The sequence below is a fragment of the Devosia sp. genome (genome assembly GCF_017307565.1).
GTDB lineage: Bacteria > Pseudomonadota > Alphaproteobacteria > Rhizobiales > Devosiaceae > Devosia.
Window position 1 is genome coordinate 1 of sequence record NZ_JAFKHD010000433.1, and the last position, 12,142, is coordinate 12,142.

Here is a 12,142-nt window from a genome sequence, read left to right on the forward strand (position 1 = left end):
CTTGCCGGCAAAGGCGGCGATTTCGTCGTGGCTCAGTTGAGGCCAGGCTTGCGGAACATAGAGGCCGCCATCGGAGGCCAGGCCCGCCAGGACCGCATCGGAGAAGCCGAGCACTGGTGCCTGGCCGCGCGTCGAAACAAACTGCATTGGAAGGGAAAGCCCTTTTAGAATTGTTGCAACCTAGTGAATGCGGCGCTTTACCGCAAGGTTTTGCCGCAGGGCCGCCTCAGGGGCCAGTGGCAGGCCGCCGCGCCTGGCGCGCCAGCCAGAAACCGAGCATGACCACGGCAACCACGGCGAAGCCATACCAGGTCAGCGCATAGCCGAAATGATTGTTGGGGAAACTGACAACAGTCTCCCCACCCTGAGGCAGGTCGCCGGGCGCGCCGGCGGGCAGATCGACGTAGAAAGGAGCGATCGGCGCCAAAGCCGGATCGACCATCTTGGCGAGCCGCTGCGGGTCGCGCACCCATTCGATGCGATTGGACATGTCGGCTTCGGGCGTCATCATGCCGGCCAGTTCGGGCGCGCGCAGGATGCCCGAAACGGTCACCGTGCCGGGATCGTCGCCATGGAGATCACCGACCGCCGCCGTTTCCTGATATTGCTGGGGCACGAAGCCGCGATTGACGAAAACCGTGCCACCCCCGACCAGTTCGAAGGGGGTGACGACCCAATAGCCGGGGCCCGAATACTGGCCCTTGGGATCCGAAAGGCTCGTGAACACCGTGACAGTCTGTGTGTAACGATAGGCCCCGGTCAGCTGCACCGGCTGATAGAGCAGCGTTTCGGCATCAAGCCCGGCCCATTCTTGCTTGGGCGGAACGGGGATAGGCGCCGCCGTCAGGCGCGCGTCGACAGCCGCGACCAGCGCCTCTTTTTCGGCGAGGCGATGCATCTGCCAGGTTCCGAGCCAGAGGCACACGGCGGCCAGCGCCAGCATCAATGCGGTAAAGAGCCAGTCGCTCCAGGTCAGGCGGCGGAGACCCGTCATTGGTGGCCCTCGTGAGCGTCGTGGCGATATTGCAGGTTGACGAGCACGCCCTTGAAGGGCGGCAGCAGCGCCATGCAAAGCACAATTGTCGTGGGAATCCAGAGCACCAGATGCATCCATGGCGCAATGGAGAAGATCGAGCCGACGACCAGCGCCAGGAGAATGACCAGCGGGGCGACAAGGAAGATCACGAAGACAGCCGGACCGTCGCCGCTATCGGCAAATTTCAGGTCGAGACCACATCTGTCGCAATGGGCGGCAAGCTTGAGATAGCCGGAAAACAGTTTTCCCTCGCCGCAACGCGGGCAGCGACAGAGAAGACCTGTGAGAACGGGATTGGGCTGGCTCATGGAATTCCGCCGGAAACGAAAGGGGGCGCAGCCAAGCCGCGCCCCCGTATTCACCGTAGCTGAATCTAGTGGTGGAGCGCTACGCCCCAGGCGCCCCAGACGTAGACCGAGGCAAAGAGGAACAGCCACACCACGTCCACGAAGTGCCAGTACCAGGCGGCAAATTCAAAGCCCAGGTGACGCTGCGGGGTGAAATCGCCGCGCTGGGCACGGATCAGACAGACAGCCAGGAAGATGGTGCCAATGATCACGTGGAAGCCGTGGAAGCCGGTCGCCATGAAGAAGGTGGCGCCATAGAGGTTGCCGGAGAAGGAGAAGCCGGCATGGGTGTATTCGAGGTACTGCACGAAGGAGAACAGCACGCCGAGCGCCACGGTCAGGGCGAGGCCCCAGCGCAGGCCCTGGCGGTCGTTTTCAAGCAGCGCATGGTGCGCCCAGGTCACAGTGGTGCCCGAGGTCAGCAGGATCAGCGTATTGAACAGCGGCAGGTGGAACGGGTCGAACAGCTCGATGCCGGCCGGGGGCCAGTGACCGCCGGTGAAGGCGACACGGGCATACTGCTCGACGTCGTCGACGCGGAAGAAGCCGTCGAAATAGGCCCAGAACCAGGCAACGAAGAACATCACTTCCGAGGTGATGAACAGGATCATGCCATAGCGATGGTGCATCTGGACGACCGGGGTGTGGTCGACGCCGTTATTGGCTTCCTTCACCACATCCGCCCACCAGGCGTAGAAGGTGTAGATCACGCCGGCGAGGCCGATGAAAAACAGCCACGGGGTCCAATGCTTCATGAAGAAGACCGCACCCACCATCATGACGAGCACCGCGACCGACATTACGAACGGCCAGGGTGACGGTTCTACCATGTGGTAGTCATGGTTCTTTTCAATGGCGGCCATGTTCAGCTTCCCTCATTGTCTGAAGCGTAGAAGGTATAAGAGAGTGTGATCTCTTTGATTGTTTTGAGTTCGTGATTTTCGTCGATATCGGGATCGACGAAGAAGACGATCGGCATTTCCACCGTTTCGCCCGGCTGCAGGGTCTGCTCGGTAAAGCAGAAGCATTCGATCTTGTTGAAATAGACGCCGGCCCGTTCGGGAACGACATTGAAGATCGCCTGGCCGGTGACCGGCTTGTCCGAATTGTTGGTCGCGATGTAGTTGACCGTATCGACGCGCCCGATCTGGTCGGTGATCGAGGCAGCGGGCTTTACCGTCCAGTTGAGGCTGCGCTCGACATTGACGTCGAAACGCACCTTCATTTCGCGGGCGATAACGCCCTTGGGATTGGCCTCGGCCACCTGGGCAGTGCCGCCATAGCCGGTCACCTGGCAGAAGAGCTGGTAGAGCGGCACGGACGCGAAGGCGAGGCCCACCATGCCAGCGGCAACGCCCAGCAGGGTCACACCAAGACGGCGATTGCGCTTTTCCGAGCCACCGGCATCGTTATGGGCGGTCAGCGTCATTAGAGGCCCCTGTCAAACAGGGCTGGCCCCATCTTGACGATGGTCAGCACGTAAAAAGTGATGGCGAAGAGCGCCAGCGCCCCGGCCAGTGCCAGCGACCGGCGGCGGCGAACGCGCTTCAGCGCCTCGGCGGCCTTGTCTTCAGCGGGCACGGTTTCAACAACCTGATTGGTGTCGCTCATGCCCAGAACCCTCCCAGGCGTGCGATGAAGTTATCGGCAAGAAGTCCAAGGAAAAGCACGAAGAGATAACTCAGCGAGAAGGTGAACAGGCGACGCGCTGCCTTGCGCATGTCGATATTGGTCGGCGCGCGCAGCAGGCGAATGGCGAGATAGACGAAGCCGAAACCGGTGAGCGCGGCGACCGCGGCATAGATCCAGCCGCCGGTACCCAGGTAGACGGGCAGGAAGGCGGAGACGGCCAGAATGACGGTATAGACGAAAATCTGGCGCCGGGTCGAAGCCTCGCCCTTGACGTTGGGCATCATGGGAACGCCGGCAGCGGCGTAGTCGCCCTGCTTGTAAAGCGCCAGCGCCCAGAAATGCGGCGGAGTCCAGAGAAAGACGATGAGGAAGAGCGCCACGCTTTCCCAGCTCACGGTGCCGGTCACGGCGGCCCAGCCGACCATGGTGGGCAGTGCGCCGGCCGCGCCACCGATAACGATGTTCTGCGGCGTCGAGCGCTTGAGCCAGATCGTGTAGATCACGGCGTAGAAGAAGATGGTGAAGGCCAGAAGCCCGCCGGCGACCCAGTTGGTCGCAAGGCCCAAAAGGGCCACGGAAAAGACAGAAAGGAAAAGCCCGTAGACCAGAGCCTCGCCCGACGAGATACGCCCGGCGGGGATGGGCCGGTTCTGGGTGCGGCTCATGATGGCGTCGATATCGGCATCGTACCACATGTTGAGCGCGCCCGAGGCGCCGCCGCCCAGAGCAATGCTGACGATGGCGATGAGGCCGATCACCGGATTGATGCCGCCGGGCGCCACCAGCATGCCGACAAGCGCAGTGAACACCACCAGCGACATGACGCGGGGTTTCAGGAGCTCGAGGTAGTCTTCTACCCGCGCCTCCCCCGCCAAAGCGGGCATCCCCTTGCTGTCGTCGATATAGGCCACTGAACTTGTCCTTATGCTGTGGACCGCGCTTTGGGCGCGATCCACTTTGTTCGGTCTGCGCTTAGTGCGCGTTGGTCGAGTCGATCTTGGGCAGCGTCGAGAACTGGTGGAACGGCGGAGGCGAGCTCAGCGTCCATTCCAGCGTCGTTGCGCCATCGCCCCACGGATTGTCACCGGCCGGGCGCTTCTTACGGCTGGCTTCCCAGGTCGCGTAGAAGAAGATCAGCATGGCGATGAAGGTTACGTAGTAGCCGATCGAGGAGACGCGGTTCCACAGCGTGAAGGCGTCCGGATAGTCGATATAGCGACGCGGCATGCCTGCGAGGCCAAGGAAGTGCTGCGGGAAGAAGATCAGGTTCACGCCGACGAACATGGTCCAGAAGTGCAGCTTGCCGAGGAACTCGGAGTACATGTAGCCGAACATCTTGGGGTACCAGTAGTACCAGCCGGCGAAGATCGAGAACACGGCACCGAGCGACAGCACGTAGTGGAAGTGCGCCACGACGTAATAGGTGTCGTGCAGGGCACGGTCGGCACCGGCATTGGCCAGCACCACACCCGTCACACCACCAACGGTGAACAGGAAGATGAAGCCGATGGCCCAGAGCATGGGCGTGCGGAAGGTGATGGAGCCGCCCCACATGGTGGCGATCCAGGAGAAGATCTTCACACCCGTTGGCACCGCGATCACCATGGTGGCGGCAACGAAGTAGCGCTGCACGTCGAGGCTGAGACCGGTCGTGTACATGTGGTGAGCCCACACGACGAAACCGACGAAGCCAATGGCGACCATTGCATAGGCCATGGCCATGTAACCGAAGATCGGCTTGCGGCTGAAGGTCGACACGATGTGACTGATGATGCCGAAGCCCGGCAGGATCATGATGTACACTTCGGGGTGGCCGAAGAACCAGAACAGGTGCTGGAACAGGACCGGATCGCCGCCGCCTTCAGGGGCGAAGAACGACGTGCCGAAGTTGCGATCGGTGAGCAGCATGGTGATGGCGCCAGCCAGAACCGGCAGGGCCAGCAGCAGCAGGAAACCGGTCACAAGCACCGACCAGGCGAAGAGCGGCATCTTGTGGATGGTCATGCCCGGAGCGCGCATGTTCAGGATCGTGGTGATCAGGTTGATCGCGCCCAGGATCGAGCTCACACCGGCAACGTGCAGCGAGAGAATGGCGAAGTCCATTGCAGGACCAGGGTGACCCGAGGTCGAGAGCGGCGGATAGACGGTCCAGCCGCCACCAAAGCCGGTCGTGCCTGCAGCGCCTTCAAAGAAGAGGCTCATCAGCAGCAGGATAAACGCCACCGGCAGCAGCCAGAAGGCGATGTTGTTGATGCGCGGGAAGGCCGTATCTGGCGCGCCGATCATCAAGGGGGCGAAGTAGTTGGCAAAGCCACCCATGGTCGCCGGCATGACCATGAAGAACACCATGATCAGGGCGTGGGCCGTCGTGAAGACGTTGAACATCTGCTTGCCGGCGTCGATGGCGGAGTCACCGTCAACACCATAGACCATGGCAGCAAGGCCGTGGAAAATCTGGATGCCCGGCTCCTGCAGCTCCATGCGCATGAAGCCCGAGAGCAGACCGCCGACGATGCCGGCAATGATCGCGAACACCAGGTACATGATCCCGATGTCTTTGTGGTTGGTCGACAGAACCCAGCGCCGCCAGCCGGTCGGCGTGTGGTCGTCGTGGGCGGCATGGCCATGCCCGGTGGCCTGGGCCTCGAGGTGTGCTGCTTGTGACATTATGGTCTCCCCTGACCCGGATTACTGAATAGCCGGCAGCACGGCGACGGCGCTGGCATAGTCACGGCTCTCCTTGAGGGCCGTGATGAAGGCTTGGAATTCTTCGGCGGTCACGACGCGCACGGCGATCGGCATATAGGCGTGATCCTTACCGCAAAGCTCGGAGCACTGGCCGTAGAAGAGGCCGGTTTCGCGCGAGTTGAACCAGGTTTCGTTAAGGCGGCCCGGAACGGCGTCGATCTTGATACCGAAGGACGGGACGGCGAAGGCGTGGATCACGCCGCCGGGGCTGGCGGTGACCTGAAGGCTAACAGTGGTGTTGACGGGAACCACGAGTTCATTGTCGACCGCAAGCAGGCGCGGCTGACCCGGTTTGACGGTCTGCACATAGTTGTCAGACGCCTTGCCCAGGATGTTGGAGTCGAAATAGACGCCATCGTCCACATATTCATAGGTCCAGTACCACTGTTCGCCAGTGGCCTTGATCGTCAGCGAAGCTGCCGGAACATCAACTTCACCGAAGGAGAAGATGTTGCTACCCAGATACTTGCGTTCGCCATCGGGCGTCGTCAGCTGATCGGAGAGCACGCCGAAAGACGGCACGGCAATGATGATCAACACAATGATCGGCACAACCGTCCAGATCACTTCGATCAACGTGTTGTGGGTGAAACGCGCAGGGACCGGATTGGCCTTGGCATTGAAGCGCACCACGATGACGATAAGCAGCGCGAGTACAAAAAGCACGATAAACGTGATCGTCCACATCAGCGGACCATCGTGGAAAGCCACGATCGAATCCATGATCGGCGTCACCGACTGCTGCAGGTGGAACTGGCCCGGCTCTGGATGGCCCTTACCGACTTCCTGGGCGGAAGCATAAGCGGGCATCAGCGCCAGCATGGCCGTCGCTGCGGCACTCAACTTCCTCACGAACTGACCGGTCACCATAAACCCCCTGTTAACCAATTCTGGTGGCGCACACCAAGAAAGAGAGTGGAAAACAGCGGCATAGCTCACGCCGCCCCGACTCAACCTCGGAGCGCAAAACTCGGATTTGACCTAAATCACATTGCTGGGACCGAGTCTATCGTGGCTTCGTACACTTCCGACTGTTTAAAACTGGACAAAATTGGAAGCCTTTGCCTCACGCACGCCGCAGTTCCGCTGCCACATCGCCACAAGGTGCGCGTTTGGTTGACAGGTGCTGCGGGATAACACAAACAAGTCCCCAACTAGCCCCGCGCCCGCAATTCGGCAGGAGACGAATAAGAGTGATGGCATTTTCCAAGCGTCTGATGGGCCTCGCCCTCGCGCTCACCGCACTTGCTGGCGTAGCGCCGGCCATGGCCCAGGGCACGGTCCGCGGCGAATATGGTGACTGGCAGATGAGCTGCGACACCCCACCGGGTGCCAGCACCGAGCAATGCGCCATCATCCAGAACGTCATGGCCGAAGATCAGCCCAATGTCGGCCTCTCCGTCATCGTGCTGCGCACCGCCGATCGCGAAGCCCGCCTTTTGCGCGTCTTGGCCCCGCTCGGCGTCCTGCTCCCCAATGGTCTTGGCCTCAATGTCGATGGCACCGATATGGGTCGCGTCGCGTTCGTACGCTGCCTGCCCAACGGCTGCGTTGCCGAAGTCGAGCTTGATGACGGGCTGATCGACGTTCTTTCCAAGGGCAAGAACGCCATTTTCGTCGTCTTCAAGACGCCCGAAGAAGGTGTGGGTATCCCGGTTTCGCTCGAAGGCTTTTCCGAAGGCTTTGCCGCCCTGCCCTAAGGTCAGGACAAAATGCAGGAAGAACGCCGCAGACTTTATCGCAGCCGCACCCTCAAGGGCGGACGCATCGTGACCAACGATGGGCACTCGACCTTCGATTGCACGGTGCGCAACCTGTCCGACGAGGGTGCCAAGCTTATCGTCGCCAGTATTGTCGGCCTGCCGCAACGCTTCCGCCTGTCGATGATCGATGGGCGGAATTTTGACTGCGAGACGATCTGGCACACGGAAACCGAACTCGGCGTTCGTTTCCTCTAGGCGCTCGCGCCCCTCAATATGCTTCCCCCAGAATGAAAAAGGCCGGGCGAGTGCACGCACTGGCCCGGCAAGTCTTCAGGAAACGGAACCAGCGGCAAAACTGGCCCGGGGGATGGAGCGCGCACGTCGTGTTCACTCCAAGAGGTACGCCCTCGCCGCTTTGGCGAGGACGAAAGCGTCAGCGCAGCGCCTGGCGGGCGCGGGCCGTGTTGAGCACCATGATCGAGGCGCGGCCGGAGCGCGCCTGCATGGCGTCATGAATATCCGAGCGGGAAATGCCGAGATCGTTCAGACGATCGGCTTCCATCGAGAGCAAGCTCTTGAGCATGGCGCGGCGTTGACGATCAGCATTCACCTTCGCGACAAAGGCTATAAAAGCGCGCAAGGGCGTAGTCGGCATGGCGGCCGCAACTGACCGCTCGCCGGGCAGCGAGAGAGCCATCTCATATCTCCAAAATGTGTTTTCGCGCCGAAGGGAGGTCGGCAGGAGGACGCCTTGGTGGCGATGTTCATGCTTTATCGCGCTGGACTTCCATTCGTCCAACAAATAGATTTCATCCAATCAATCAAAATGAGTGATGGGGAACGCCGATGGCAGCTCCGCTCGACCTCGACCAGTTGCAGAGTTTCTGCGCGATCGCCGATTGCGGCAGCTTCACCGAGGCCGCCCGCCGCGTGAACAAGACCCAATCTGCCGTTTCCATGCAGATCAAGCGCCTCGAAGAGCGGCTGGGCCATGCCCTGCTCTCGCGCGACGGCCGCACCGTCACGCTCACCCACCACGGCGAAGTGCTCTATGAGCGCGCACGCAAAATGCTGCGCACCAATGCCGAGATCCTCGATCGTTTTTCCGACGGCGACCTTGCCGGCTCGATCCGTTTCGGCGTGCCCGACGACTATGCTGTGCGCCTCTTGCCCGTAATCCTCTCGAGCTTCCAGCGCACCCATCCCAAGATCGTCGTCGATGTGTCCTGCATGGCTTCAGAGCATCTGCTGGAAGGCATGCGCGCCGGGCGTTACGATCTCATCGTCTTCACCCAGGGGACCGAGCAGAACTTTGGTGAGCTGTTCCGCACCGAAAAGATGTTCTGGGTCGCGAGCCATGGCGGACGCGCCCTTGCCAGCGAGCCGGTCGCCATTGCCTGCGGCCCGCAATATTGCATCTGGCGCAAGGATGCGATGGATGCGCTCGACCGCACCGGCACCGACTATCGCATTGCCTATACCTCGTCGAACGCCACTGCCATTTCCTCGGCCGTGCTCTCCGATCTCGCCATCGGCTTCCTGCCCGAAAGCGCTCTGCAGCCGGGTATGCGCGTCGTTTCCGACGAACACGGCCTGCCGCACCTTCCCGATGCCCAGATGGCACTGATGCGCGCCAGCCACGCCTATGGCGGCATTTACGATGCGCTCGCCAATCACATCGTCCAGTCCATGGGCAATCTCGACCATCCGCATCTGGCAGAGGCTGCCGAATAGACGTGCTGTCGCTAAGACCGATGACCGCTGCGGACCTGACGATCGTTGCGCCGTGGTTTGACGACACGGAAACGCAACGCTGGCTCGGCGGACGGGACTGGCCCAAGCAGGGCCTTAGCCTTGTGGGGCCCGATCGTCAGCTTTTCCTCGCGCTCGATGACGCTCTGCCCGTTGGTCTTCTCGATTGCGAAACCTACCCCGATGGCAGCGCCAGTTTTGCTCTGGTCACTGCACCTGAGCAGCGCAATCGTGGCGTCGGCGGCGCCATGCTGGGCCTGCTGATCGGCGAACCGCGCTATGCCGGGACCACCTGCTTCTTTGCCGGCATCGAGCGGGGCAATCTGGCCAGCGCCGCTCTGATGACGCGTTTTGGCTTCAGAGAAGGTGAAGAAGACGAGGACGGCTTCACACACTTCGAATACCGGCGCCCTTGACCCGAAGCGGCATTTCCCGCACCAAGTCGTCATGCCAGAAGTCCTGACCAACGCAGCCGAATTTACCGTTTCCGAAATCGCCCAGGCGGTGAAGCGAACGGTCGAAGATGAATTCGGCCATGTCCGCGTGCGCGGTGAAATCTCCGGTTTCCGCGGCCAGCATTCGTCGGGCCATGCCTATTTCACCCTCAAGGACGATGCCGCCTCGATCGATGCGGTGATCTGGAAGGGCAATTTCGCGCGCCTCGCCTTCCGGCCCGAAGAAGGGCTCGAGGTCATCGCCACAGGGCGCCTGACCACATTTCCGCGCTCGTCCAAATATCAGATCGTCATCGAGCAGATCGAGCCGGCTGGCGCAGGCGCGCTCATGGCGCTGCTCGAAGAGCGCCGCAAGAAACTCCTCGCCGAAGGCCTCTTTGCCCGCGAGCGCAAGCGCCCCCTGCCCTATCTGCCGCGCGTCATCGGCGTCATCACCTCGCCCACCGGCGCCGTCATCCGCGATATTCTCCATCGCCTCGATGACCGCTTCCCGAGCCACGTCCTTGTCTGGCCAGTGCGCGTCCAGGGCGATACCTGCGCCCCCGAAGTCGTCAACGCCATCGAGGGCTTTAATGCCTTCCTGCCCAACGGCCCCATTCCGCGCCCCGATATTCTGATCGTCGCCCGCGGCGGCGGCTCCATCGAAGATCTCTGGGGTTTTAATGAGGAGGCCGTGGTGCGCGCTGTCGCCGCCTCCGGCATCCCCGTCATTTCCGCGGTCGGCCACGAAACCGATACGACGCTGATCGACTACGCTTCGGACATGCGGGCGCCAACCCCGACCGCTGCCGCCGAGGCGGCCGTGCCGGTGCGCGCCGAACTCATTGCCTATGTCGACGATCAGGGCAGCCGCCAGCGCCAGGCCGCACGGCGCAGCCTGTTGTCCCTAAAAGATCGACTGCGCGCCGCAAGCGCGGGCCTGCCGCGCCCAGCCGATCTCGTCGCCACGCAGCGCCAGAGCCTTGATCTCGCCGGCACGCGCCTTTCCGGCGGCCTTCGCCATTTCGTTCAAGATCGCCGCCTTGCCTTTTCGCGTCTGGCAGGCGCCATCCAGCCCCGGCTCGTGCGCCAGCGCCATGCTGAACTGATGAGCCGCCTCGACAATCTCGATCACCGCGCTTTGTCAGGCCTTCACAAGACCACCGAACGCGCCCGCCTCACCTTCGACCCGCGCGCTGCGCGGCTGGCGGGATCGGTCGAGCAGGCGATCGAGCGCAAACGCACCCATTTCGTCCGGCTCGCACCGCGCCTGTCGCCACAGCCCCTGCGCGCCGAACTGCGCCAGTTGCAGGGCCAGCTCGCTCCTCTCGCCCAGCGCCTCTTACAGCTGCCCGACCGCATCACCGCCGACCGCCGGCAGTCGCTGTCCCAGCTCGCAAAGCTGCTCGAAACCCTCAGCTACCGCAGTGTGTTGGCGCGCGGCTATGCGCTGGTGCAGGATGATGCGGGCAATGTCGTCAGCAGCGCCGGCAGCCTCAAGCCGGGCGATGCGCTCAAGCTGACCTTCGCCGATGGCGAAGTCGGCGCCAGTGTTTCCGGAGCCCCGCCCCAGAAGCGGAAATCACCGCGTTCACCATCTGACGACGGGTCGCAGGAAAGTCTCTTTTGATTGTCCGCTTTCCGCTCTATATCGGAAACATTCGGAAGGAACCGGACGATGAACATCTTCGATAAGGGCTTTTCCCCCTCCGAGGCGACAGTGCGATACCTCGATGGTGACTATGTCGTTCTCAAGCAGGGGACGTTTGTGCGCTGCGCCATTACGGGCAAGCCCATTCCCCTCGATGAACTCTCCTATTGGAGCGTCGACCGGCAGGAGCCCTATGTCGATGCGACAACCGCCCACGAGGCTTTTGTCCGCTACGGCCGAGGCAACTGACCGTGATTGAGGCAGCGACGCGTCAGCGCTACCTCGTCATTTCCAATGGTCATGGAGAAGATGCAATCGGCGCCGCCCTCGTCCGGCGCCTGACCACCCAGGCCTCCGTCGAAGCCTATCCCATGATCGGCAGCGGCAAGGCCTATGAAGGGGCGTGCCGCATCGTCGGCCCCCGCGCGAGCCTTGCCTCCGAAGGCTGGCGCAATGTGAAGGGCTCCCTGCGCCGCGACGTCGTCAGCGGCGGCCTGCTCACGGTGCCGCCGGCGCTCAAATTCCTGCGCTCGGTGCGCGGGCACTATGACAAAATCATTGTCATCGGCGACATGGTCGGCGTGCTCGCAGCTGTCCCCACCGGCCTGCGCGATCTCATTTATCTCGATGTCTACAAGACCGGCTCCGCCCGGCTCTATTCGCCAGCAGAAGTCTGGGCCATCACCAAAACGTGCAGCACGGTCTTCTGCCGGGCCGACAGCCTTGCCGAAAAGCTTCGGGCCGCCGGAGTGGATGCCCGTTGCGCCGGCAATATCATGATGGATGCCATTCCCCATGGCGATTATGACGCCATGGCCCGCCGCCGCGCGCCTCTCGCC

The 12,142-nt window shown here is 62.1% G+C and carries 16 protein-coding genes and 1 pseudogene; 7 read left to right on the forward strand and 10 right to left on the reverse strand.

Features of this window, described 5'->3' with window-relative positions; translation table 11 throughout:
• The 9 genes and pseudogenes from J0I64_RS18730 to coxB all read right to left on the reverse strand — a co-directional run.
• A pseudogene (locus J0I64_RS18730) lies at positions 1–147 on the reverse strand (threonine synthase); the annotation flags it as partial.
• A gap of 79 nt (positions 148–226) precedes the next feature.
• Complete coding sequence (locus J0I64_RS18735; RefSeq protein WP_291411073.1) at positions 227–994, reverse strand: SURF1 family protein; 768 nt, start codon at positions 992–994, stop codon at positions 227–229.
• Positions 991–1,344, reverse strand: coding sequence for a DUF983 domain-containing protein (locus J0I64_RS18740; RefSeq protein WP_291411075.1), 354 nt, complete (start codon positions 1,342–1,344; stop codon positions 991–993). Before J0I64_RS18740 ends, J0I64_RS18735 begins: the two co-directional genes overlap by 4 nt.
• Before the next feature lie 65 nt (positions 1,345–1,409).
• A complete protein-coding gene (locus J0I64_RS18745; protein WP_291411077.1) occupies positions 1,410–2,246 on the reverse strand; it encodes a cytochrome c oxidase subunit 3 in 837 nt (278 codons plus the stop codon).
• Between the two features lie 2 nt (positions 2,247–2,248).
• Positions 2,249–2,812, reverse strand: coding sequence for a cytochrome c oxidase assembly protein (locus J0I64_RS18750; RefSeq protein ID WP_291411080.1), 564 nt, complete (start codon positions 2,810–2,812; stop codon positions 2,249–2,251).
• Positions 2,812–2,994: a hypothetical protein gene (locus J0I64_RS18755; protein ID WP_291411082.1), complete on the reverse strand. Its 183-nt coding sequence runs from the start codon at positions 2,992–2,994 to the stop codon at positions 2,812–2,814. Before J0I64_RS18755 ends, J0I64_RS18750 begins: the two co-directional genes overlap by 1 nt.
• Entirely contained in the window at positions 2,991–3,899 is a 909-nt protein-coding gene (locus J0I64_RS18760) for a heme o synthase (RefSeq protein WP_291411100.1), read from the reverse strand. The genes J0I64_RS18755 and J0I64_RS18760 overlap by 4 nt, the downstream gene beginning before the upstream one ends.
• Positions 3,900–3,987: 88 nt before the next feature.
• Entirely contained in the window at positions 3,988–5,682 is a 1,695-nt protein-coding gene (ctaD, locus tag J0I64_RS18765) for a cytochrome c oxidase subunit I (RefSeq protein WP_291411084.1), read from the reverse strand.
• Positions 5,683–5,703: 21 nt separating this feature from the next.
• Complete coding sequence (gene coxB, locus J0I64_RS18770; protein WP_291411102.1) at positions 5,704–6,585, reverse strand: cytochrome c oxidase subunit II; 882 nt, start codon at positions 6,583–6,585, stop codon at positions 5,704–5,706.
• 395 nt (positions 6,586–6,980) lie between these two features.
• Between coxB and J0I64_RS18775 the strand changes: the two genes are divergently transcribed.
• Positions 6,981–7,463, forward strand: coding sequence for an invasion associated locus B family protein (locus J0I64_RS18775; RefSeq protein WP_291411104.1), 483 nt, complete (start codon positions 6,981–6,983; stop codon positions 7,461–7,463).
• Positions 7,464–7,475: 12 nt separating this feature from the next.
• Positions 7,476–7,721, forward strand: a complete 246-nt coding sequence (locus tag J0I64_RS18780; RefSeq protein WP_291411086.1) for a PilZ domain-containing protein — start codon at positions 7,476–7,478, stop codon at positions 7,719–7,721.
• Between the two features lie 178 nt (positions 7,722–7,899).
• On the opposite strand, the gene J0I64_RS18785 is transcribed toward J0I64_RS18780, so the two are convergent.
• On the reverse strand, positions 7,900–8,163 hold the full coding sequence (locus J0I64_RS18785) for a DUF1127 domain-containing protein (protein ID WP_291411088.1): 264 nt from the start codon (positions 8,161–8,163) through the stop codon (positions 7,900–7,902).
• Between the two features lie 149 nt (positions 8,164–8,312).
• Here J0I64_RS18785 and J0I64_RS18790 point away from each other — a divergent pair, with 149 nt between their 5' ends.
• The 5 genes from J0I64_RS18790 to J0I64_RS18810 form a co-directional block, all read left to right on the forward strand.
• Positions 8,313–9,200: a LysR family transcriptional regulator gene (locus tag J0I64_RS18790; protein ID WP_291411090.1), complete on the forward strand. Its 888-nt coding sequence runs from the start codon at positions 8,313–8,315 to the stop codon at positions 9,198–9,200.
• A gap of 20 nt (positions 9,201–9,220) precedes the next feature.
• Positions 9,221–9,634 carry a GNAT family N-acetyltransferase gene (locus J0I64_RS18795; protein WP_291411092.1) on the forward strand — a complete coding sequence of 138 codons (414 nt, stop codon included), beginning with the start codon at positions 9,221–9,223 and terminating at the stop codon, positions 9,632–9,634.
• 31 nt (positions 9,635–9,665) lie between these two features.
• Positions 9,666–11,282 (forward strand): exodeoxyribonuclease VII large subunit, encoded by a 1,617-nt coding sequence (gene xseA / locus J0I64_RS18800; RefSeq protein WP_291411094.1) that lies wholly within the window; start codon positions 9,666–9,668, stop codon positions 11,280–11,282.
• 48 nt (positions 11,283–11,330) lie between these two features.
• Positions 11,331–11,552, forward strand: coding sequence for a DUF2093 domain-containing protein (locus J0I64_RS18805; protein WP_291411096.1), 222 nt, complete (start codon positions 11,331–11,333; stop codon positions 11,550–11,552).
• A 2-nt stretch (positions 11,553–11,554) separates the two neighbouring features.
• Positions 11,555–12,142: hypothetical protein (locus J0I64_RS18810; protein ID WP_291411098.1), on the forward strand; the 588-nt coding region annotated here is incomplete at its 3' end.

Bases quoted from the DNA above. Each gene is read 5' to 3' on its own strand.
- J0I64_RS18735 (WP_291411073.1), bottom strand. From the start codon at position 994: ATGACGGGTCTCCGCCGCCTGACCTGGAGCGACTGGCTCTTTACCGCA.
- J0I64_RS18740 (WP_291411075.1), bottom strand. From the start codon at position 1,344: ATGAGCCAGCCCAATCCCGTTCTCACAGGTCTTCTCTGTCGCTGCCCG.
- J0I64_RS18745 (WP_291411077.1), bottom strand. From the start codon at position 2,246: ATGGCCGCCATTGAAAAGAACCATGACTACCACATGGTAGAACCGTCA.
- J0I64_RS18750 (WP_291411080.1), bottom strand. From the start codon at position 2,812: ATGACGCTGACCGCCCATAACGATGCCGGTGGCTCGGAAAAGCGCAAT.
- J0I64_RS18755 (WP_291411082.1), bottom strand. From the start codon at position 2,994: ATGAGCGACACCAATCAGGTTGTTGAAACCGTGCCCGCTGAAGACAAG.
- J0I64_RS18760 (WP_291411100.1), bottom strand. From the start codon at position 3,899: ATGCCCGCTTTGGCGGGGGAGGCGCGGGTAGAAGACTACCTCGAGCTC.
- ctaD (WP_291411084.1), bottom strand. From the start codon at position 5,682: ATGTCACAAGCAGCACACCTCGAGGCCCAGGCCACCGGGCATGGCCAT.
- coxB (WP_291411102.1), bottom strand. From the start codon at position 6,585: ATGCTGGCGCTGATGCCCGCTTATGCTTCCGCCCAGGAAGTCGGTAAG.
- J0I64_RS18775 (WP_291411104.1), top strand. From the start codon at position 6,981: ATGGGCCTCGCCCTCGCGCTCACCGCACTTGCTGGCGTAGCGCCGGCC.
- J0I64_RS18780 (WP_291411086.1), top strand. From the start codon at position 7,476: ATGCAGGAAGAACGCCGCAGACTTTATCGCAGCCGCACCCTCAAGGGC.
- J0I64_RS18785 (WP_291411088.1), bottom strand. From the start codon at position 8,163: ATGGCTCTCTCGCTGCCCGGCGAGCGGTCAGTTGCGGCCGCCATGCCG.
- J0I64_RS18790 (WP_291411090.1), top strand. From the start codon at position 8,313: ATGGCAGCTCCGCTCGACCTCGACCAGTTGCAGAGTTTCTGCGCGATC.
- J0I64_RS18795 (WP_291411092.1), top strand. From the start codon at position 9,221: ATGACCGCTGCGGACCTGACGATCGTTGCGCCGTGGTTTGACGACACG.
- xseA (WP_291411094.1), top strand. From the start codon at position 9,666: ATGCCAGAAGTCCTGACCAACGCAGCCGAATTTACCGTTTCCGAAATC.
- J0I64_RS18805 (WP_291411096.1), top strand. From the start codon at position 11,331: ATGAACATCTTCGATAAGGGCTTTTCCCCCTCCGAGGCGACAGTGCGA.